The following is a 22,510-nucleotide window of genomic DNA, read 5'->3' as shown; positions in this document are numbered from 1 at the left end:
TCCCTTTTTTTAAAGGTAAAGTTACATTAGTTCACTAAATATAAATGAATGGTGCCGTCTTGTTTGATAACACTATCCACTTCAGGTAATTGACTACCAATTTTAGCTCCTTCTCCATGCCATTCGATACGGAATGGATAATGTTGCTTGGCAATGTCATCCTTCGTTTGACCAATAAAACTTGGTACTTTCACAGTAAGCGGGTCACCCCAACGATAATCCTTTTCAAGCTGTTCCTTTGATTTTTCAATACCAATAAAAGGTGCTACATCTTCAATAATTTGACCAACAATCGGAGCCGCTACCACGCCACCAAATTGTGTTGTTTTCTTCGGATTATCTACCGCTACGTATACGACAATTTGCGGATTATCCGCTGGTGCAAAGCCTATAAAAGATACGATATACTCGCCATCTTTATACCGGCCATTTTCAACTTTTTGTGCTGTACCTGTTTTACCCCCAATACGCAGACCATCTCGATACGCTTGTCGACCTGATCCCTTCGCTACTACCGACTCTAACGCTTCACGTACTTTTGCAGACGTTTCTTCACGAATTACTTGTCTTTTAATAACTGGTTCTGTTTCATTAATCGTTTCACCCGTATCGGGATTAAATATTTTCTTTACAACATACGGCGTATACAGCTTGCCCCCATTGACGGCAGCAGCTACTGCTTGCACCTGCTGGATCGGTGTTACGGCTACCCCTTGACCGAATGAAGTGGTCGCTTGTTCTACAGGGCCAAATGCCTCTTTCGAAAATAGTATCCCTGAAGCTTCACCAGCAATATTGGAACCTGTTTTTTCTCCAAAACCAAAGTCTTTAATATACTGTAATAATCTTTCACTGCCCAAACGTTGACCTAATTCGATAAAACCAGGGTTACAAGAATTTTGTACAACTTCTAAAAACGTTTCATGTCCGTGACCTTCACGCTTCCAACAGCGCAATCTAGCACCGGCAACCATTGTAAAGCCTTGATCGTAAAAAGTATCCTTTTCCAAGTCCACCAAGTTCTCTTCTAAAGCAGCACTAAGCGTAATAATTTTGAATGTAGAGCCTGGCTCATAGGTCATCCACACTGGCAGATTCCGATTATAGATAGCAGGCTCGACCTGCTGATATTCAGCCGGATGAAAGGTAGGATAGGAGGCTAAAGCTAGTATTTCACCTGTATTAGGATTCATTGCTACCGCCATTGCCTGATCTGCTTCATAACGTTCCATTGCCTGTGATAATTCACGTTCAACGACTTGCTGTACATCGACATCAATCGTTAGCTCGATTGTTGCCCCATCTTCTCCTGCTTTCCATGCACTTGCAACATTGGGTAAGTTATTACCTTTAGCATCTGTAAAAAGCCGTATAGCTGAAGAATTTGCTCGCAATAGTTTGTCATATTCATATTCTATACCTGCTAGCCCTTGTGCATCATATCCTGTAAAACCTAAAAATCGCGATAAAAGCGTGCCATAAGGATAATCCCTTGAGTAATCCACTCCACTATATAATCCCTCAATTTGCATGCCTTGTAGTTGAACAGCTTTCTCGTAGGAAATATTTTTCCCTTCAGGTGCTAGCTTTACTAAGTACGCCTTTTTCTGCATCTTTTCCAACAGTTTTTGTTGGTCTACTTCGAGTACCTGTGCTATTTTTGCGGCTGCTCCTGCAATATCTTTACTTTGCGAAGGCATAAAATATAAGGTAGGCGCCAGCTTATTGGTCACAATACTATTACCATCCCTGTCCGTAATATGTCCTCGCTCATTGGCAAATGGAATTTCACGATCCCAGTTTTCTTCTGCTTTCTGTGTCAATTCTTTTTGATCAAATACTTGTAACACAAATAACCGAATAACTATCGCAACAGCTACACACAAAAACAAAACATATAAAATACGTAAACGTTTTTTGGAATGGATAGAAATCCACTTCATTCGACATCACACCTTGTTTTTTACAACGTATGAAATAAAGTGGACTTCTATTCAATGGCTATTCATCATCTACCTGTTCAATTTCTCCTTCGGACGGTGCTTCAACGTCTGGTACGAAGCTTTCAGCAGGTGTTTTCAACTTCACTACAATTGGCGCACTATCTGAAATCACTGTACCTGCAGATACACTTTGACTGACTGCAAAGCCCTCTCCAACAACTTCAATTTCTAGACCTGACATGGATTTAAAAACTAATAGATTACGTAATGACCAGTTTGTAAAGTTTGGCAATGCAATATCCCCTGCTGTTTTCAAAAAGACAAAACTACCTTTGACAAGTTTTTGGCCGCTTTTCGGATATTGTTCTAAAACTTCTCCTCCAGCTCCAACAATTACTGGATTTAATCCATCGTTTGCCAGTTCAACTTGAATAGCTTCTGCATGCTGACCAGTATAATCTTGTATAGCTGTATGATTTACATGCTGAACATCAGCAGGGCTGATATTTAAATGTTTTAAACTATTTTGCATAACTGGCTTAAATATTTTGGAAACTGGTACAGAACCTAGCTCACCTTTAAGCTTTGGTTTTTCCACCGACACATACATAATGAGTTGCGGATCATCATATGGCGCCATTCCTAGGAATGAATACAAGAACTGATTGGCTCCCCATGAATAGGTTCCGTTTGCCTTTGGTATCTGGGCTGTACCCGTTTTACCAGCTACTTGGTATTCATCAAGGATAAAGTCCTTCGCTGTCCCAAACTCTGATGTTAATGTCGAAGCAAGAATTTCACGTACTTGTTTTGCTGTATCTGCTGACACTGGTTGACCTTTTTCTTCCGGCTCATGTTGTTGGATAATTTCACCAGTTGATGAATCTACAATCTTATCGATAACATACGGCTGCATCATCTTACCGTCATTCGCAATCGCTGTCATCGCTTGGATTAGCTGTATCGGTGTCACGGTTGAACCTTGTCCATAAGTCGTTGTCACGCGTTGAATTGGATATTTCGATAAAATCGTACCCGTTGCTTCATTCGGTAAATCAATGCCTGTTTTCTTACCAAAACCGAATTTACCTAAGTAATCAACAAATACATCATCACCAATACTTTTTAATAAATTGGCCATTGCTGTATTAGATGAACGTTGGAAACCTTCTAGATACGTAATTCTGCCCCAACCAACTTGGTTATGATCTCGAATTGTACGATCATGCACTGTATATTGCCCAGAACTAAATTTATCGTACGGCACCCATTTACCAGTGTCGATGGCAGAAGCAAGCGTGAATGTCTTCATCGTCGAACCTGGTTCAATGGTTTCTTCAATTACAGCGTTAAGCCACTTCATATTCGTACTTTCACGTGTATCGGGATTAAAAGTTGGACGCTGTGACATCGCTAATATTTTCCCTGTTTTCGGTTCAGCTACAACAACAATCATGGACTCGGGATTATATTCTTTCTCAACTTGTGTCATAGCATCCTCTACGAAACTTTGAATCGTTTTATCAATTGTTAAAAAGATATTATCGCCATCTTTTGCAGGTGTCACCATTTTTTCACTGCTTGGTAATAAGTAACTAAAGGCATCGGTTTGATATTTTACTTTGCCATTAACACCCGTTAACTCCTTGTCATAGGTAAGTTCTAACCCCATTTTCCCTTTCGTCGTTACGGTGCCGTCCTTATTGTCTTCTTTCAGAGCAAAACCAATTAAATGTGAAGCAAAAACACCATTCGGATAATAGCGTTTTAAATCGCTAACAAACAAAATCCCAGGTAATTTTTCTTCTTTAATTTTGCTCATGACTTCATGGTTAATGCCTCTACCTGCCACGCCAAACTCCACCTGATATGGCAAAGTTCCATCACTGCGGAGCTTCGTTAGCCTTTTATAAATATCCTCTTTATCCATTTTGATATATTCACTTAAGATTTCTGCCGTTTTTTTAGGGTCTACAACATGATGGGGTCTCTTTTCATCTGTAGTAGCCTTATCACTAACTACGGCAATGAGTCGATAACTAAGCGTATCTTCAGCTATAACTTGTCCATTTCTATCAAAAATTTTGCCTCGGTTTGCTGTGATTGCACTTTCTTTGTTATATTTAGCCGCTGCTTTTGCAGCGAGCGCTTGTCCTTCCGCTTCACCTGTCGCCTGTAATGTAATCATTCGCGTGAATAATAGAAAAAAGAGCCCTCCATAAAAAACTAGTAATAGAAAGGCTCCCCATTGGAATCGAAATCTCTTTTTTTTCATTCTCCCGGCACTACCTTTACATTTTTCTCATTTTGAGTTAAACCGAGTTCTTTTGCTTTTTTCCATATATTTTCGTATGTAGAAAGTTCACTTACACGAACTGTTAAGTCAACATTCTGTTTTGCAATCTCATCTGCTTCTGCTTCGATTTTTTGAATGTCCATACTTGTCGTTTGAATCGCTGCTTGATTATTCAAAACTAATACTGACAATACAACTATGATACTCACTAAAGCTAATAGCATCATTTTTTCAAACTTCTGGTTCGTTTTTTTACGACGTATGATAGTGGGTTGTGGACTAGGTGGTGTTATTGGTTGTTGCACATGTTGCTGTTGGTGCTGCCTTACACGTACTGCTGCCATTTACTCACGCCCTTTGTCGTTAATTTTCTCCACCACTCTAAGCTTCGCTGAACGAGCTCGATTGTTAACTGCTAATTCTTCCTCAGAAGGTAGAATCGGCTTTCTAGATATAAGCTTTAAAGTTGGCTTCATGTCATCTGGAATTACAGGTAAATTTGGTGGTAATTCCGGTAAAGATGACGCTTCTTTAAAAATCGTCTTGCATAGGCGGTCTTCCAACGAATGGAATGTAATCACACTAATACGGCCACCTACATTAATCATATCAATCGCATCGACTAATGAATCCTCTGCCGCGCCTAGCTCATCATTTACAGCAATTCGAATTGCTTGAAATATGCGCTTCGCAGGATGTCCACCTTTACGGCGAGCCGCTGCTGGTATACCCTCTTTTATAAGTTCTACAAGCTGTCCTGTTGTTTCAATCGGAGCCGTTTTACGAGCCTCTTCAATTTTACGAGCAACTTGCTTCGAAAATTTTTCTTCCCCATAACGGAAGAAAATACGAACTAAATCTTCGTACGCCCAGTCATTCACGACATGATATGCTGTAAGCGCTGCCGTCTGATCCATGCGCATATCGAGTGGTGCATCATGATGATAGCTAAAACCACGCTCCGGCGTATCTAATTGCGGAGAAGAAACGCCTAAATCATATAAAATGCCATCTACCTCTTGGATACCAAGTGCTAGTAGCTCTTCTTTTAAATAGCGGAAATTCGAATGAACAAATGTTACACGCTCTAAATAAGGAGCTAATCGAATTTTCGCATTTTCAATGGCCGTCGTATCTTGGTCAAAACAAATGAGACGACCTTTATCAGATAATTGTTGTACTAAATATTCACTGTGTCCTGCTCCACCAAGCGTACAGTCCACATATACACCATCAGGATCGATGTTCAACCCATCAACAGTTTCTTTTAATAGCACGGTTGTATGATCGAACATACCAATCGCTCCCCTCAGGCCTTAACCTTTTCAGTCGACGTTTTCACGTCTCAAGCAAAAATTAAAAATCAAAGCCAATCATATTTTCTGCAATTTCATTAAAAGATTGTTCAGACTCCGCAAAATAAGTTTCCCAAGCATCTTTTGCCCATATTTCAATCCGATTCGAGACACCTAACACAACACATTCTTTTATTAAATGAGCATGTTGCATAAGAGTTGAAGGAATATTAATACGACCTTGCTTGTCTATTTCTACTTCCGTCGCCCCTGAAAAGAAGAACCTCGCAAAAGCACGAGTATCTTTCTTTGTCATCGGTAAACCTTTTAATTTTTCTTCGAGTTTTCGCCATTCATCCATAGGATAGCCAAACAAACAATTATCAAGTCCGCGTGTCACAACAAAGGTTTCACCTAAGGCTTCACGAAATTTCGCGGGCACGATTAATCGTCCTTTTGCGTCAACAGAGTGTTGATATTCTCCCATGAACATGCTAGTCACCCCACTTTATTAAATAATGTACCACATCGCCCCACTTTCCTCCACTTTTTTTAAAAAAAACTTGACAATTTCATCTCATATGTGTGTTTAGACCTTTAGACAAGTTTTCATTTTGTGCTAAAGGGCATAAAAAAAGAACTACCCTTAGTAGGATAGCTCTCTTTTTTCCTGTAAAACCGACAGATTTCTTCAAATCTATGTTTACACCCTAGCTATTAATAGCCCTAAAGGCATACGTTTACAAGATTATAAATAAAGGAAATAGTGGTGATTTCCAATATGGTATGTTTTCTTCATCATTTCTTCAATTAACGTAGGTCCAAACTCATTTATATATTGATACGGATTATAAGAACGCTCTTGGAACCCATCATTTGGATACAGCTCATTTTGAAGTGTCATAAATTTTCGAATAGTAGTCTCATGCTTACTTAGCACCGTTTGTTCTACCTTTTGTTGTAAATACTCAAACTGTCTAACATGATTTTCTTTGTTTTTTTCAAGTATTTTATCTAATGACATTTGTTGTTCTGCAAAATAGCGCTCAAGTGTAGCGTATTTTTCTAAAAGCAGTTGTTGCATGTCTGAAATTTGACGCTTCGCTTCAGCATCTTGCACTTCAGCAATAAATTGCTCCTTTAAAGCGATTGCTTTACCATTCCATATATCTTCAACCGTTAAATGATATTCACGCAATAGTTGATCTGCATGGCGCGTAATCATCGTAATATTGAGACGTGGCGCAAAAATTGGCATTTGTAAACCTAATACAGCAAACGCATCCTTTAATGTCGCCCAGTATGCAAGCTCACCAGGTCCACCAACAAACGCTAATACTGGTATCGTCATTTCCTGCATTAACGGACGTGTCACAACATTATTACTTAAATTTTCAGGGTGTTGCTGTGCAATCGTTAAAAGCTCTTCTTGCGAAAGCTTAATATTTGCTGCTAAATTAACAAATTGATGTTGTCGTCTTTCTAATAAAAAACGCTCTCCATCTCTAACATAGAACAAATTAGCTGCATCTTCAGTTGCTAATATCGGCTTACCATAACCCGCTCTATCCAACGCAGCTTCTTTTTCTGTTACTAGTCTTGCAATTTCTTTACTATGATGGATCAGCTGGACAAAGTGGTTACGTTCATATTGACGGAATTTCACATCAGCTGCATCAATCATTAGAAGACCTTCGTCTTTGAACAACGTATTCATTAGTCTAGCAAAGAAATCAGTAAATGTTTCACTCTCGTTTAACGCATCCAAAAGTTGATTGAACAATCTTTCAGTATGCGCTGTTTCACCAAAGTCCTTGATGATCGTATTAATTAATTGAGTCATCGCTTCTTTGTTTAAGTTTGTTGTTGAAGCCATTGTTTTTCTTCTCGAACGCTCACCATACGCACGTTTTTTTATATCCGTATCACGCATTGTAAATGTATGGTTAATTTCCTCTAAGTCATGATCTTCCCCAGCAATCCAAAAAATCGGTACAACTGCTCGTTGAAGCTTTTCACTTTGCTCTTTTGCTAATGTTATGACCGAAATTGCTTTATGAACCGAGTAAAGAGGGCCAGTTAGTACACCCGCTTGTTGCCCACCGACAACCGCAACAGCTCCTTGCTCTAGTTGTTGCAAATGCTCATTCGCTTTATCTGATAAGCCAAGTGGCTCCATAAACTGACGAATTATTGCTGTTAACTCTTTTTGATCACCTGCTCGCTGTTCTAAATATTTTGCTCGCATTGCAAACGACTTATCATTGTATTCATATTCAAAAAACTCATGAATGGCAGTATTTGGCGACCAATAATCTGCTAGCACACGATTTTTTACGGGTACTTGGATTGACTCCAGTTTCATTTAACACAAACTCCTCTACTCACTAAATCATCGTATTCCTTGTAAACATTTTTTAATGCTATTATTTTACCCCTTCTGTCTTCAACATGAAAAGAAAATGCTTATACAGATTGTAAATATTCTACAACAGATTGAATCATACCGACTAGACAAATTAAAAGATACGCTGTACTAAGTACTAAAAATAAAAAACGCCAAATTTTTCGCAAGAGCGGCTTCACTTCAATTTCCTTTTTCGTACGCCAATCAACATATGTAAAAACAATCGCTAGCACAATCGCTAACATGACTAAAAGAGCACCCACATTCACTCCCCACAGCGCACCAATTGCCAATGGCACAGAAAAAAACAGCCAAAACGTCGTGACATCTGATGCGGCACCAAATGCATGAGTGCCTCTAATATTAACCTTTCGACTAACAGCATAGACAATTACAAATAACAGAATTGGACAAAAAATAATAACACTTATGACTATATGTAAAATATCTTTCACTATTGCTCACCGCTCTCTTCCATCGCTAGAACTTGGTGATATAAAGTTCGCAAAGTAGGTAAAAGATAACCTTTTGCTGAGGCTTTCTGTAAGACCGCCCCTACAATCGTATCCACTTCGCTTTTTCTCCCCTGTATGCGATCAGCTAGCATTGAGGATGTATTCTTTCCTGTTTTTTCACACAAAGTTATGACTGCCGAAAATGGAATCGTCTGCTGAATATCTACAAAGGCCTCTGCTAACTCTTGATATATGGTATGCATTAAAAAGAACGCATGCTTATTTGTTAATAATTCACCATTCTTTATTTGCAATATAGCCGTTAATGGATTGATCAAACAGTTTAATACCGCTTTTTCAAAAAGCATTTGTTCGGCATTTTCAACCAGTTCTATTGGGCATAAAGGATTTTGCATCTGTAGCAACTGATGAAATAGTCCATCGTTCCCACGCGCTACCCCTATTTTACATAGACCCATCCCTCTATGTTGGACTGTTGTTAAATTAATTATTTGGGCACCAAAAGAAACCGAGCAAAAGGCTATCGTTTGCTGCGGTAGACGTAAAGCTTCATCAAAATGCGCTAAACCATTTTGCACAAATAGCAATGGCACTTCCTTTGGAACTTCTACTAATTGTTTATAAATATTTTGTAATTGCCGATATTTAACTGCTATTATAATCAAATCTGGTTTCGATACCGTCTTCAACTCTACTGTAGAAGCAATTTGATGCACTGTCTGCGTTCCATCTAACTGAACCCTCGTTAAGCGCTTTAATTGAAGTTCATGTGCTTGTTCCTGTCTTCTCACCACTAACGTTACGTGCATATGAGCTTCTGCAAGGAAACTAGCCATTAGCTGGCCTACTGCTCCAGCTCCAATAACTACTACATTCACAATGTTCGTCACCTCCACTTAATGAAAAGAGGCTATCTAACAGTAAAAGCAAACTTTTAAACAGCCTAAATTGACAAAGCTAATCAACATTTTTCCAACATTTACTACACTCGTCCTATCATAACACAATCATTACTTTGCCTTACGCTATAGAAGGAGGTGCCTCAGAAATACCTCTGAGACACCTCCTTTGCAGGTGTTTCTATTATACAAGATTGGTTGGCAATTACGATACAATAATGGTTGTTTTCATACAATGAAGGTAAACATATAGTCAACATTTGCGTTTACACCTTTATTTCTTTAGCTTCATTTCCTTATAAGCACTGTCGCTCATCTGAAAATGAACGCCATCTCTACTAATAGGCATTTTTCCTCCAAAATGTTAATCTTTCATTAACGAATAACCTTGCTGTAACCATTTCACTAGCTTTTCATGCTCATTTTGTAATTCACGATGTTTAATTTCAAGATTTTGATAGGCTTCCGTTAATTCATCAAAACTCGTTAACGCTAATTTCAAATGGCTTCGCATAGATTGTTGAGGTTGATTGCGAACAGCTAAAAGCGATTGACTATATTGCCCACGTAATGTTTTATTCCAACGAAAACCACATGCTTGTTTTGTACGTCCAAGCTCATTAGCAGCCATTTCAAATGCCTCTAACTGCGTTTTACCGTTTTGCACATTATGCAAGACAATTTCTGCTAATCTTTCATCGTCTTCCTTTGTCCATTGATCTTTTCTTTTTTTCAGTTCCATAATCTATCACCCTCACATTTTTTACTACTATATGCGTTATCAGGCAAAATAGAATCACAGGACGAAAAAAGACAGTGATTATGTTTCGAGCTAATCACTGCCACTATACACTACTTACTGTTCTTTTTTGTTAGAAAATTATTAACTGCCTCGTGATGCGCTTCACTTTCCCATAATTTTGCACATGTGCGAACTTCCTCCATAACGCGCTCATACATATTACGCTCTCGCCATTTACGAAGTTCAATTTCTTTATACGCTTTGTGCACAGCAGGATGGATTTTGCGCATATGTTCAATAAACTCATTCAAAGCAAGTTCCTTCGATCCTTCAAATACACGCATTGCCCAACCAATCTCATATAGTAAGTCAGCCGGATATGGCTTTGCATCCACTAGCATCTTCATTGCGCGGTCATGGCGTAAACCTCGTTCAAATAAGTAGGTTCCACCACCCCAGCCACTTGTAATTGCTAATGTCCCTTGAATAAAGCCACATTTAGCATGACTAGCCACTAAACGAAAATCACAAGCAGTGGCAATCTCACACCCACCGCCTACAGCAGTGCCATTAATTAGCGCTATCGTCGGTACTGGTAATGTAGCAAGATCATATAATATTTCTCCCATCTTACTTAACATCCCAAAGGCTTCATCTTCTGTTTCAAGAGCATGAAACTCCGATAAATCCCCTCCTGAACAAAAAGATTTTTCCCCCGCTCCTGTCACGACTAAAAAACGCACATCGTCATGATTTTGTATATATGTAATTACTTCTCGAAGACCATTCATTACCTCATCATTCACAGCATTACGCTTTTCTTCACGGTTTATGGTAAATGTCATGATCCCATCTTGATTATCAATACTATAAGCCACTATAGTTCCCCCTTTGTCCCCATCAATTATGCGTCGGCTAAATCGGAGCCCACTTGAAAAGACCCTCTGAAATTGTATAACGTTTGCTAAAACCTTATCACTTATTCAGCAATAGTTCGAAACCTCACTGAAGCAAGCTAAATAAATTGTATCACACTATTGTTATAGCACTATATAAATTTAAAATATTTATGAAAAATTCTGTTATTTCAAGCAAACAAAAAGGCTAGTAAAGAGCCATGGTCTCTTTACTAGCCTTTTAAGTGAGCAAACACTGTATTATTTGCTTACTACTTCTTTACCTTTGTATTGTCCGCAAGCTTTGCAAACACGGTGTGATAATTTTGCTTCACCACAGTTTGGGCAAGCTACCATACCAGGTACAGATAGTTTGAAATGCGTACGACGCTTTCTTTTTGCAGTTTTAGAAGTTCTTCTAAATGGTACAGCCATTGATGGCACCTCCTTACAGATCGTCTATTCGTCTGTTTGATCAAAATACTTAGCTAAAGCAGCTAGTCTTGGATCCACTTTTGGTTCGTCAGTTTTTTTGTGAAGCGCTACGTCTTCATCTGTTGCGTAAGACCAATTTTTACCACCTTGCACTTGTCCTTCGGTATTCTCTTTGAATACTTGCAATGGTACCTCAAGAAGCACTAGCTCCTCAATCACTGGCTTCATGTCGATTACTTCACCATCAATATAGTGAATATCACCGTCATCTTCCCCTCTTTTTTCCTCGTCAATCCAGCTGAATATTTCAACTGTCTCAACTTCGATAGGAAACTCAACATCTTCCCAAGTGCGAGCACAAGGTAGTGTTAACGTTGCTGTCACAGTTAGCTGACAAGTCATTTGCGATGCACCGAATGTACATAGCCCTTTTACATGAACGGGCGAAATTGCTCGAATATCCTGGTTTCGCTCCATCACCTCATCCAATTGGACATAGGTATCGATCGGCATTCCGTCTTGACGGTATTTAGATAATTGATGAATTGACCATTTCATTCGTTTAATCACCTCGAGACAACACTGTTGATTATATAATGTGTAAAAATAGATGTCAAGATAATTTCTTGTCACCACTCGAAAACCCACCTATAATTAAGTACATCTAATTTGTATTTAGCCTCTTGCCTAACCGACATTGAATCATCAGTAGTTATAAGCAAAATTTCAGATAGAGGCACTGTAACACTATTTGTAGCATCTTGACTGGTCAAAATCAAGAAGCGAAAAATAAACATAAAGGGGGTTTTACATGTGAAAGCAGTCGGCATTGTTGTTGAATACAATCCTTTTCATAATGGACATGCTTATCATTTGGAACAGGCAAAAAAAGTAGCGCAAGCGGATATAGCAATCGCTGTGATGAGCGGGACATTTTTGCAGCGTGGTGAACCTGCCATGGTAGATAAATGGACACGTACAAAAATGGCACTCGCTAGCGGTGTGGATATTGTTATTGAGCTACCGTATGTCTATAGTACCGCACCCGCAACTGATTTCGCAAAGGGGGCGATTTCATTATTGTCGGCAATCCGCTGTGAGGCATTTGCCTTTGGTAGTGAAAATGGTTCCATTCAGCCCTTTTTGAACACCTATCAGTTAATTTCGCAACACCGTACTGAATACGACTCGCTTATTAAAGAAAGTGTGCAAACAGGTGTTAGCTATCCTAAAAGCTTACATTACGCCTATGAACAGCTTTCTCAAAAGTTCCCTGCACCATACATTGATTTAGCACAACCGAACAACATACTAGGATTCCATTATATTGAAGCAGCTATGATGTTAGGGAGCCCTATAAAACCTTTAACCATTCCTCGTATAGCAGCAGGATATCACGATGCACTACAGGAAGGGGCATCGATAGCAAGCGCAACCGGAATTCGCAAAGCGCTCGCTTCGACAGGATCTTTACAAAGTGTGCAAGAAGTACTGCCGGATGCATCCTTTCATTATTTACAAGATTGGATTTTACAATACAAGAAATTCGCTAGTTGGGAGGCTTTTTGGCCGCTCTTACAGTTTACCCTTATAAGACACAGTGCAAGCGAGTTAACACGCTATGCAGAAGTTACAGAAGGTATTGAACATGCGCTACTAAAAGCAGCTAAAACAAGCAACTCCTTTAGTAGTTTTATGGAGAAAATTAAATCTAAACGCTATACATGGACACGTCTACAACGCATGCTAACACATATTTATACCGGTTTTACAAAAGAGCAACTAAAAAGCTTTCAAGCCCCTTCTACGATTCGCTTACTTGGTATGAGTACAAAAGGGCAAGCATACTTAGGCGTACATAAAAAGGACTTTACATTGCCTTTAATAAGCCGAGTTGCCTCTACGAATGATGCGATGCTTGCAGTAGATATACATGCTGCTGAAGTTTATAGTTCTAGTATAGAACTAGGCGCACAGCAAGCTACATTGCCAAAAGATTATCAAATGCCGCCGATTCGATTTTAACGACACGACCTAACTCAATAAAATAGATGGCTACTCCGTTGCGAGTGGACGCTTTAAACTCCTTCTAAGGGAGGGGGCCTATCTCATTATTATGCTAAAGCACTTATATCAAACGCTCTAGTTGCAGGATAGCTTCAGACAAAGACTTCTGCGGGGACAGCACAGTAAAAAGTGTTAGATTGATTGTCAGCAATCTAACACTTTTTCAGTTTGACCAGTTAAAATATCGCATTATTTTGGTGCTAGCTGTTTTAAATAGGCAATCGCATCATCGACTGTTTTCACAGGGACAATTTTCATTTTCGTCCCAATTTCTTTAGCCGTTTTGACAGCCGTCGCATAGTTTGATTCTAACTCAGGATATTTCGCTTTCATCTCAGGTGAAATTTCATCATCTGGTGCAAAAAATATTTCCATACCGTCACGATCGGCTGCAATAATTTTGTAGTCAATACCACCAATACGCCCAACAGAACCATCGATTAACATTTCACCAGTTCCAGCAACAGCATAGCCTTTTGTTAAATCCTCATCTAATAATTGATTTAATATTTCTAGTGTAAACATAAGCCCCGCTGAAGGCCCGCCAATATCTTCGGTTTTCATCGTAACACTTGGATTAGTTTCAATTGATTTACTCTCTGCATAAGTAATCCCTAACCCAGCTCGCTTTTCCTCTGCTTGTGGAATTTCTTTCAAGGCTATCGTTTCTTGTTGTTCCTTTTTATCGCGTAAAAACTGAATCGTCACTTGATCGCCGAGTTGTTTTTTGGACAAAAGCTCCACAAGCATTTGTTGATTCGTAATTTTTGTACCATCCACTTTCGTTATTTCATCCCCAGCTTTTAAAAATCCATCTGAAGCGCCACCATCTAACACATTTAATACAAATACACCATTGAAGTGTATTTTCGCCTCTAAGCCCGCTCTTTGAAAAGCTACATATTTTGCATTGAATTGAGAATCTGACATTAATTTCAGTTGACGAACATTATATTCCTCGTCATCCTCTAATGGATTTCTTACTTGTTTAATATCCATTATTTTTTCATATTTTTGTGTTTTCGCCCAGAGATACGAAAACGGTGTAGCTTGTTGCATAGCAACTGTCATTAAACTCATCGAACCTGCCTCATCAGCATGATTATTGGCGACAGTGACGAATTTACTAACATCGTATGCACTTCCAGGCTTCATAATATAAGCGTCTAGTCGGTATAACATAACAAAACAAAGCGCGACTAAAAACACTGCATAAAGACCAATTTTTTTCTTCATTGAATGGACACCTCCTAAGACGCACGCAAAACTATTAGTTCATGTTTTTGCCTTTTTTACATATATTGATTTTAGCATTTGCCTATGTGAATGACAAAAAGTTGAAACGAGATGATATCATGTTTGCGACAATTCAAATAGCGCTCTGCATACTTCTTATCCTATTACTCTTGTTGTTCCCACAAACTGCTCATAGTGGTACCGATTTAGGATTAAATCTTTTTATGGAGGCGTTATTCCCTTATTTATTGCCTTATCTTATTTTAACGCAATGGTTACTTCGTTTAACCGCTCCTATGCGTGCAAAAACAAAACGAATTTCTCTATACGTACAAGCCTATCTTATTAGCGCACTTGGTGGATACCCGACAGGAGCCACAACAATTGTATATTTAAAAAATAGTGGTCAATTACACCTAAAAGAGGCGAACTTTTTACTTGCCGTTTGTCATGCCCCAAGCCCTCTTTTCGTACTAGGTTTTGTCAGCCTTGATTTATTAAACAGTAATACGTTTGGTTGGCTGTTTTTATGTTTACTACATAGTTTTAATATTTGTTGCTTAGTAGTTGGTTATTTTTTATTTCGTAAAACCGACCCTCCTACCATTTCTGTACACAATACCGTCTTATATACAGCCCCATTTTCAGAGAGCATAAAAGAAACGGCACCAACCATTCTATTAGTTGGCACAACCATCATTTTTTTCACAACCATTCAAACCATATTACAACAAGGTTTAGATAAAATGTTACCTACTATTCCACAAACAGTTGAGCTTGCAATCGCCGCGATTCTTGAAGTAACAAACGGATTAAAAATGACGGTTACTGAGTTTTCTGATTTCCCATATTTATCATTACTCGTTGTCATAATGTTAACGATGCAAAGCATAAGTATTCATTTACAAATTTTTGTTATTGCAAAATCAGCCAAGCTTTCTGTCAGACCTTACATCAAATTTCGCCTTCTTAGCATAATCATTGTGCCAACAATTTATGCTGCTTTTTTCTTACTATAGTGCCAGTCACCCAAACAATTCTGAATCTTCCTTAAGCCGCGTAAAACGGTTGTATATAAAAAAGACTATAGACTGAACTCGATTTTCTTCAAGTCCGTCTATAGTCTACAGATTATTTGGCAAAACCATATTTTTCTTTTAAAGCTCGTTCAACACAAGCTGGAACCAGTTCACGGACATCGCTTCCGTATTTCGCTACCTCTTTAACAATGCTAGAGCTTAAGAACGAATATTGATTTTTTGTCATAATAAAAAATGTTTCAATCGTTTCATCTAGAAAACGGTTCATCGAAGTAATTTGCATTTCGTATTCAAAATCCGAAACTGCTCGTAATCCACGAACAATAGCTTTGGCATTCTTTTCTTTTGCATAGTCAATCAGAAGACCAGAAGAACTCTCGATTCTGACATTCGGCAAATCCTTTGTAACTTCCGCCATCAATGACATCCGTTCATCTACAGAAAATAATGGATGCTTCGATGAATTGTTTAACACTGCCACATAAACCACATCAAAAACATCTGCAGCACGCTTGATAATATCTAAATGACCAAATGTAACAGGATCAAAACTTCCAGGAACAACAGCAACTTTCTCCAACTTACTCTCCCTCTTCCCCAGCACAACGATAAACCGAAATAATCGTTCCGCCATATGTTTCTTGTCTCTGTAATAGAAAAGCACCAAAGCTAGAAGGCAATTCTACCTCTTTTGCATGTTCACATAAAATAATACCATTGCGTTGTACTTTATCATGCTCAACAAGCACCTGTACTAAATCATAGTATTCTTTATGATGGTAAGGCGGATCTAAAAATACAAGATTAAATGTAATATCACGCTTTAACAGCGCTTTCACAGCACGCTTTGCATCAATGCGAAACAGCTCTGAACAATCTTCATATCGACACTTCTTGATATTTTCTTGTAATACCTGATACGCTTTTGCGTCTTTTTCAATGAAGACAGCATGTTCTACACCTCGACTCAGCGATTCAATTCCTAAACCGCCACTTCCAGCAAATAAATCGAGGGCTGTTCCTCCATCAAAAAATGGACCGATTATATTAAAGATGGATTCTTTTACTTTGTCTGTTGTAGGTCTTGTTGTACTCCCCGCAACAGCCTTTAGGGGCATTCCTTTGCGTTCTCCTGCTACTACTCTCATAGATGTAATTCACCGTACTTTCTGCTACATATAGAAAGCATTTTTGCAGCGAAAGACATCCTCCGCTGCAAAAAATTATTCTTGTTCTTGTGTTAACACTTGAATACGACCATCACTTTTTTGTAATTCTACTAAAAATAGACGTTGTAACCAAGCTTCTTCTACATAATAATGATCCACAATTTTTATAATTGGATCAGAGATTGTGGAATATCTACGTTGATTGAACACGTAAAATCCAGATTCTTTTGGGAAACGGAATGTTCGATTATCACTATTCACATAATAGCCGTTTTTCCCTTCACTAGCTGTATAACCTAGGTATGGTAGCAATGTATCAGCACTGTATAATACTTGACCTTCATATAAAATAACATGAACATCTTTTTTAATTGTGCCATCTACATAAATACTACGCTCATCTTCCAATAATAATGGATACGTACCATTTTCTTGGCTTGCATTCAGTTGGAAATACGAAGTTTTTGCATTCAATACTGTTGATAATAGCTTGTCCATTGAAACTGGCGATATCGGCTCTTGTCCAAGATTGTGCATCGCATCTTTCCATGCTACCTGTTGTTCTGATGTCATGTACTCTTTTAATGTCTTCACAATTGCCTTTGACTTATCTGAGCCAATTGAATCCTTCACTAAATAGGATGCCACAACTTCAGCCAACCATGCCGGTGAATTTTCAAATGTATATTGCGATTGAATTTGCGAAAGAATCACTTCCTGCTCCACCGCTTGAGGTGTTAGCGTCGGTAAAAATAATAAACGTTCATCATGTTGGGCAACAGGATTTTTCTCTTGAATAATCGCTATATGCTCATCATTTAAAAACTTGATATTTTCAAGTGATTTTAAGAAACCGTTTGAAATTGCCTGCTGTGCATAAATTGTTAAAACAGGCGTCTGTTCTTGTGCCTTTAAATTACCAGCCTGCCAATAAATATCACTAACTGCACCGTTTCCACTAAACATCGTATAGTTAACAAGTGATAATTGTTGCTGACCTACTAAAGGTAAACCTGTAATCCACTGACCAACAGTTTTACTATCTGTTGAAATATGAATGACAGAATAAGATACTTCTCCATTCGATAAAGTGGCAAATACATTTTGAAGAAGCATTTTGTCTTTCAGTCCGCCCTCAATAGGGATTATGTATGAAACAGATTGTGATTTTGTTTCGCCTTTAGCAAAATAAGATGCTTCCTCTGATAACCGTTTACAACTATTTTCATTCTCGATAAAACATGTTGGGTTTGTTGCATCGTCTGGCCATTTTATTTTCACCTTTTGATTTGGTAAATTTTTAAAATGATGACGAATATCAAGACTATTTTCACGATACACAATCTCAATTTCTTGAGAATAGTGGAATGGACCACCGTTTCCTGATTCTAAATCAGAAGAATATGCCTGATATTGGAAAAACAACACACCTGTAACGACTAATACTAAAATTGTAAAGAAACTCATTGCAAATTTCATGTGCTTGACCTCCCGCAGCATGATACTATGTGTATTGGAAAGGATGTGCAATATAAATGCCACAACAATTTATAGAATTAGGAGAAGGCTATGGCGATGTTTATGAACTACTTGAAATTATTAAAACGAATCAAGGTCGCTTTCACCAAGCCTTTATACTAACGTCTACAAAAGAAGATAAACAGGTTGCTTCTTTAGCTATTGCTTTAAAACCAGTCGGAGAAAGTAAATTCATGCCGATTTATATTTGTCGCGAAGGGATCCCATTTCAAGAGGACAAGCCTTCAAAGCGTCAAATCATGTTCGAAGAAAGTATTGAACAACTGGGTCGAAAAGCGGTTGTTGTAGAAATAAAGCACTCATCTATATTTTCGGAGCCAAAACTATTTTATCAATACTTAATTGGAATAATGAGACTACATCACTATATCCCAGCATTAAATTAATGTTATAGGCCCGTTTTATAGTCGTATTCCTTCGCTTTATCCGGCTTTGCATTTTCGAACTCAGTTTTAACGAAGGGACGATAAGATTCCACAACGTCTTTCACAAATGGAAGGCGTTGTAATTTTATTGTCATCATTTCAATGTCCTCTCGATCGCAATACAGTACTACATACTTTTGCTTACGAGAAATATAATGAACATGACCATATTTTCGAAGTGATTTCGCATGTTTTAATTGATGGACGTAAACGATTAGCCCTTGTCGTTCGTTCATATAGTTTTCCCTCATTTCTTACATAAAAGCATACCATAGACCGGAAAATGATAGCAACAGAGTTTAGCTGACAGAACGCTCATTTTTCCGTTATAATGGAAAAGCATAGCGCGTTTATCGACAGATTTACATTCTCTCATGCTAGATAAAAGTGCTTTAGCTTAAACATTGCAAGTGAATTCGCCAGCACCTTTTATATTAATTTGATTGTTAAGGAGGACGAATATGGGTAAGAAAACGAAGATAGCTATTGCAATAGCAGCAGCCAGCGCAGCTGCTTGGGCAGGTAGTAAAGCTATTTCTAAACCTCAACAGCGTGAAGGGAAACAAGCATTACAATTTGATCGCCCGATTATTTTGGCACATCGCGGCGGAGCACATTTAGAACCCGAGCATACAATGCTTGCTTTTGAAAAATCGGCACAATTAGGTGTAGACGGCTTTGAAATAGACATTCGCTTAACAAAAGACGAAGAAATCATCGTCTTCCATGATGCTACCGTAGACCGTACAACTGATGGATATGGTGCAGTATCAGAAATGACATTAGAAGAAATAAACGCATTAAATCATGGTTATCAATTCGAGGATTTAGCAGGCGAATATCCTTATCGGGATAAAAAAGTTGACGTTGTTACACTACGTGAACTGCTAGAAAGCTATCCAAATATGTTAATCAATATTGATATTAAAGATGCACCAGATACGTATGAAGGTAGTTTAATGCCTTCAAAACTATGGCGATTAATAGAAGAATTAGGGGTAGAGGATCGCGTTGTTGTCACTAGCTTTTATGGTGAACAAATTGACCGTTTTAATTTATATGCACAAAATCAAGTCGCACTTGGCGCAGGTGAGTCAGATGTTCGTAAAGCATTCGCTTCATTCTCAAGTCAATTTGGACATTTATATCACCCAAAAGTAGATGTATTCCAAATTCCTCCAAAGTCAGGTGTCGTGTCGCTCGATTCACCAAAGTTTATTCAGTTTTTAAACAACTTAAACATTCCAGTTCATTATTGGACAATTAACGATTTAGTGACTATGAATAAATTAATCCATAACGGCGCAAAAGGTATTATTACCGATCGCCCTGATATCGCAGTTGAATTACTACTACAACATGACTAAAGACAAAAGAGGCTGGGACAAAAGAGAAAAAGTGTTAGATTGAACCCAATCAATCTAACACTTTTTTGCTATGCCGTTGTTGTCCGCTACAGCGGTGCTTTCCGCTCAGCACAGTAAGCCGCAACCCTCGCTACGCGCGGAATGCCCGCGTCTAACATTATGTGCTGTTCTGAGCCGGAGTCACCGCCTTCGCTACCAACAACTAGTGAACACTTCTAATTTTTTTAATTGCAAAAGCAAGAATAGCTAAGGTCTCCATATAGCAAAAATTTATGAACAGCTTTCCTCTATTCCTTAAATTTTTTTAGTTATGTCCCAGCCTCTTCTTTTTTTAATACGCTTATGATAACTGATCTAAAATTGCATCCGTTACCTCTCTCATTGTAGCCGTTCCTCCTAAATCTCCTGTTTTTATGCCTTGAGCTAAAGTAGCTTCCATTGCATTTAGCACCTTACTGCCGAGTTCTTGATAGCCTAAAAAATCTAGCATCATTTTACCTGTCCATATTTGCCCAAGGGGGTTAGCAATTCCTTTACCTGCAATATCAGGTGCAGAACCATGAACGGGTTCAAACATTGAAGGATAGTCGCGTTCAATATTTAAGTTAGCTGCTGGGGCGATACCAATACTTCCCATAATAGCACCACCTAAATCTGTTAAAATGTCCCCAAATAAATTGGAAGCAACGATGACATCAAAGTTTTCTGGTTTCATGACTAAAAAGGCAGCTAATGCATCAATATGATTAGTCGTATGCCCTATCGTTTTATAATCTTTCGCAACTTCCGCAAAAACATCATCCCAAAAAGGCATGATGTATGTTAATCCATTCGATTTTGTCGCACTCGTTACATGCTGGCGACGTGTTTTAGCCATTTCAAAGGCATATCGCATAGCCCGCTCCGTCCCTTTTCGCGTAAAAATCGCATTTTGAATGGCGATTTCATCCTGCCCACTATGCATACGGCCACCACTCTCTGAATATTCTCCTTCCGAGTTTTCACGGACAACAACAAAGTCAAAGTTATGTGGATTACGCAACGGCGATGGTAAGCCTTGTAAAAGCTTTGCTGGACGGACATTAATGGACTGCTTCATTTCACGACGAATTTTAATCAGCAAGCCCCACAAAGATATATGATCTGGTACTAAATCAGGCATGCCCACTGCGCCTAAAAAAATTTGATCATAGCCTCGTAATAGTTCAATACCATTATCAGGCATCATTTTACCTGTCTCTAAGTAATAGTCACACCCCCAAGGAAATGTTGTCCATTCAAATTGAAAGCTTCCATCTAATTGTGCAATTTTATCTAAAACTTCTATTGCGGCAGGCACTACTTCTTTTCCTATACCATCTCCTGGTATTACAGCAATTCGATATATTTTCATTTCATTGACCCCTTTTCCAACTTTACTTACACACTTACTATATAATTTTTCTTGTAAAAAAAATAGCAGCAATGTCGTTTGACGTGCTTCTGATTTTATAGAAATAATACACGTTGATTTACGTTCCATGCGCTCAATTTCCGCAAGTATGGCTTCAACTAATTTTTAGCTCGTGCTGTGCATGCAGGAGTGTCGCGCATTCCACTCCATTCAGCTAATATCATATACAAATAAGATTATTTGCTCCTCCCTACAAAAAAGAAGGATTCTTTTATAGATTTCCACAAAAAAAGACACAACACCTCGAGAGGTATTATGTCTATACATGAAGCAATATGTTGATTCGCACTGCTTAAATTATGCTGAACACGAGCAAGAGCCACCTGAGCCACAACCGCTTCCACATGAAGAATTCGATGCAAAGAACGGATTGCTAACCGGTACTTTCACTGCTTCCGATACGGTTTTACCAATAAGCATGCTTATTTCATCAAGCAAATCTTGAAAATCATTTTCAGCTAACTTTAATGCTGAAATCTTTTCATTTAAATCGAGTGCTCGCTTTTGCTGACGAATCGATTTCATAATTGTATGATAATCCGGATGATATTTTCCGAAACGTTGTACATCTTCGTATTGCTCCTTCATGCGACCAAATGCATAAATAGCTTCGACTAATTGCGTATCACTATAGACAGCATTATACGCGAGCTTTAGCGTATGCGCAGGTTCAGAGGAAAGAATCATTTCACAAAGCGCATCGGCCTCATCCAAAATGATTGCCCATTCAGAGGTCATCATCATTTTAATTCCCCCAATCTATTTCCCATCATAACAGATTTTATGGTAATTTTACATTATTGATAATTCTAAATAAAGGAGTTT

At 38.4% G+C, this 22,510-nt stretch carries 23 protein-coding genes; 4 read left to right on the top strand and 19 right to left on the bottom strand.

Translation table 11 applies throughout. From position 1 onward, the window contains the following. Positions 1–26 precede the first annotated feature (26 nt). From MHH88_RS04610 to MHH88_RS04555, 12 genes are all read right to left on the bottom strand, one after another. Complete coding sequence (locus tag MHH88_RS04610; protein ID WP_069510263.1) at positions 27–1,943, bottom strand: stage V sporulation protein D; 1,917 nt, start codon at positions 1,941–1,943, stop codon at positions 27–29. Positions 1,944–2,001: 58 nt separating this feature from the next. Next, positions 2,002–4,218, bottom strand: a complete 2,217-nt coding sequence (locus MHH88_RS04605; RefSeq protein WP_339261696.1) for a penicillin-binding protein — start codon at positions 4,216–4,218, stop codon at positions 2,002–2,004. Further along, complete coding sequence (gene ftsL, locus MHH88_RS04600) at positions 4,215–4,583, bottom strand: cell division protein FtsL (protein WP_069510267.1); 369 nt, start codon at positions 4,581–4,583, stop codon at positions 4,215–4,217. Before ftsL ends, MHH88_RS04605 begins: the two co-directional genes overlap by 4 nt. After that, positions 4,584–5,534 (bottom strand): 16S rRNA (cytosine(1402)-N(4))-methyltransferase RsmH, encoded by a 951-nt coding sequence (gene rsmH, locus MHH88_RS04595; RefSeq protein ID WP_103977325.1) that lies wholly within the window; start codon positions 5,532–5,534, stop codon positions 4,584–4,586. It abuts the gene before it with no gap. A 61-nt stretch (positions 5,535–5,595) separates the two neighbouring features. Then, positions 5,596–6,027: a division/cell wall cluster transcriptional repressor MraZ gene (gene mraZ, locus MHH88_RS04590; protein ID WP_024362148.1), complete on the bottom strand. Its 432-nt coding sequence runs from the start codon at positions 6,025–6,027 to the stop codon at positions 5,596–5,598. A 255-nt stretch (positions 6,028–6,282) separates the two neighbouring features. Beyond that, a complete protein-coding gene (bshC, locus tag MHH88_RS04585) occupies positions 6,283–7,899 on the bottom strand; it encodes a bacillithiol biosynthesis cysteine-adding enzyme BshC (protein ID WP_339261695.1) in 1,617 nt (538 codons plus the stop codon). Between the two features lie 101 nt (positions 7,900–8,000). After that, positions 8,001–8,396 (bottom strand): DUF3397 domain-containing protein, encoded by a 396-nt coding sequence (locus tag MHH88_RS04580; protein WP_339261694.1) that lies wholly within the window; start codon positions 8,394–8,396, stop codon positions 8,001–8,003. Further along, a complete protein-coding gene (locus MHH88_RS04575; protein WP_069510278.1) occupies positions 8,396–9,295 on the bottom strand; it encodes a 2-dehydropantoate 2-reductase in 900 nt (299 codons plus the stop codon). The genes MHH88_RS04580 and MHH88_RS04575 overlap by 1 nt, the downstream gene beginning before the upstream one ends. A 385-nt stretch (positions 9,296–9,680) precedes the next feature. Further along, complete coding sequence (locus MHH88_RS04570) at positions 9,681–10,058, bottom strand: transcriptional regulator (RefSeq protein WP_024362152.1); 378 nt, start codon at positions 10,056–10,058, stop codon at positions 9,681–9,683. A gap of 110 nt (positions 10,059–10,168) precedes the next feature. Continuing rightward, entirely contained in the window at positions 10,169–10,936 is a 768-nt protein-coding gene (locus MHH88_RS04565) for an enoyl-CoA hydratase/isomerase family protein (protein ID WP_069510280.1), read from the bottom strand. A gap of 279 nt (positions 10,937–11,215) precedes the next feature. Further along, positions 11,216–11,389, bottom strand: a complete 174-nt coding sequence (rpmF, locus tag MHH88_RS04560) for a 50S ribosomal protein L32 (RefSeq protein ID WP_010858320.1) — start codon at positions 11,387–11,389, stop codon at positions 11,216–11,218. Between the two features lie 24 nt (positions 11,390–11,413). After that, on the bottom strand, positions 11,414–11,947 hold the full coding sequence (locus MHH88_RS04555) for a YceD family protein (RefSeq protein ID WP_069510282.1): 534 nt from the start codon (positions 11,945–11,947) through the stop codon (positions 11,414–11,416). 255 nt (positions 11,948–12,202) lie between these two features. On the opposite strand from MHH88_RS04555, the gene MHH88_RS04550 reads away from it, so the two are divergent. Further along, complete coding sequence (locus MHH88_RS04550; protein ID WP_339261693.1) at positions 12,203–13,414, top strand: nucleotidyltransferase; 1,212 nt, start codon at positions 12,203–12,205, stop codon at positions 13,412–13,414. A 231-nt stretch (positions 13,415–13,645) separates the two neighbouring features. Here MHH88_RS04550 and MHH88_RS04545 read toward each other — a convergent pair whose 3' ends face one another. Next, positions 13,646–14,692 (bottom strand): SepM family pheromone-processing serine protease, encoded by a 1,047-nt coding sequence (locus tag MHH88_RS04545; protein ID WP_339261692.1) that lies wholly within the window; start codon positions 14,690–14,692, stop codon positions 13,646–13,648. A gap of 41 nt (positions 14,693–14,733) precedes the next feature. Here MHH88_RS04545 and MHH88_RS04540 point away from each other — a divergent pair, with 41 nt between their 5' ends. Beyond that, positions 14,734–15,711 (top strand): hypothetical protein, encoded by a 978-nt coding sequence (locus MHH88_RS04540; protein WP_339261691.1) that lies wholly within the window; start codon positions 14,734–14,736, stop codon positions 15,709–15,711. A 112-nt stretch (positions 15,712–15,823) separates the two neighbouring features. Here MHH88_RS04540 and coaD read toward each other — a convergent pair whose 3' ends face one another. From coaD to MHH88_RS04525, 3 genes are all read right to left on the bottom strand, one after another. Further along, a complete protein-coding gene (gene coaD, locus MHH88_RS04535; RefSeq protein WP_069510287.1) occupies positions 15,824–16,366 on the bottom strand; it encodes a pantetheine-phosphate adenylyltransferase in 543 nt (180 codons plus the stop codon). Next, positions 16,314–16,880 (bottom strand): 16S rRNA (guanine(966)-N(2))-methyltransferase RsmD, encoded by a 567-nt coding sequence (gene rsmD / locus MHH88_RS04530; protein WP_103977329.1) that lies wholly within the window; start codon positions 16,878–16,880, stop codon positions 16,314–16,316. The genes coaD and rsmD overlap by 53 nt, the downstream gene beginning before the upstream one ends. Positions 16,881–16,955: 75 nt before the next feature. Then, positions 16,956–18,380, bottom strand: a complete 1,425-nt coding sequence (locus MHH88_RS04525; RefSeq protein WP_339261690.1) for an RNA polymerase II — start codon at positions 18,378–18,380, stop codon at positions 16,956–16,958. 56 nt (positions 18,381–18,436) lie between these two features. Here MHH88_RS04525 and MHH88_RS04520 point away from each other — a divergent pair, with 56 nt between their 5' ends. Continuing rightward, on the top strand, positions 18,437–18,826 hold the full coding sequence (locus MHH88_RS04520) for a hypothetical protein (protein WP_025218748.1): 390 nt from the start codon (positions 18,437–18,439) through the stop codon (positions 18,824–18,826). Positions 18,827–18,828: 2 nt separating this feature from the next. Here MHH88_RS04520 and MHH88_RS04515 read toward each other — a convergent pair whose 3' ends face one another. Next, entirely contained in the window at positions 18,829–19,101 is a 273-nt protein-coding gene (locus MHH88_RS04515) for a YlbG family protein (protein ID WP_024362162.1), read from the bottom strand. A 225-nt stretch (positions 19,102–19,326) separates the two neighbouring features. On the opposite strand from MHH88_RS04515, the gene MHH88_RS04510 reads away from it, so the two are divergent. Beyond that, positions 19,327–20,232 (top strand): glycerophosphodiester phosphodiesterase, encoded by a 906-nt coding sequence (locus MHH88_RS04510; RefSeq protein ID WP_339261689.1) that lies wholly within the window; start codon positions 19,327–19,329, stop codon positions 20,230–20,232. Between the two features lie 340 nt (positions 20,233–20,572). Here MHH88_RS04510 and MHH88_RS04505 read toward each other — a convergent pair whose 3' ends face one another. Continuing rightward, complete coding sequence (locus MHH88_RS04505; RefSeq protein WP_339261688.1) at positions 20,573–21,625, bottom strand: tartrate dehydrogenase; 1,053 nt, start codon at positions 21,623–21,625, stop codon at positions 20,573–20,575. Between the two features lie 357 nt (positions 21,626–21,982). Continuing rightward, positions 21,983–22,429, bottom strand: a complete 447-nt coding sequence (locus MHH88_RS04500; protein ID WP_069510296.1) for a YlbF family regulator — start codon at positions 22,427–22,429, stop codon at positions 21,983–21,985. Between the last annotated feature and the right edge of the window lie 81 nt (positions 22,430–22,510).

Origin of the sequence: Lysinibacillus sp. FSL K6-3209 (assembly GCF_037976175.1) — a bacterium.
GTDB classification, from domain to species: domain Bacteria; phylum Bacillota; class Bacilli; order Bacillales_A; family Planococcaceae; genus Lysinibacillus; species Lysinibacillus sphaericus_D.
The sequence above is the reverse complement of the archived record's forward strand: the minus strand, read 5'-3'. Positions and strand labels throughout refer to the sequence as shown.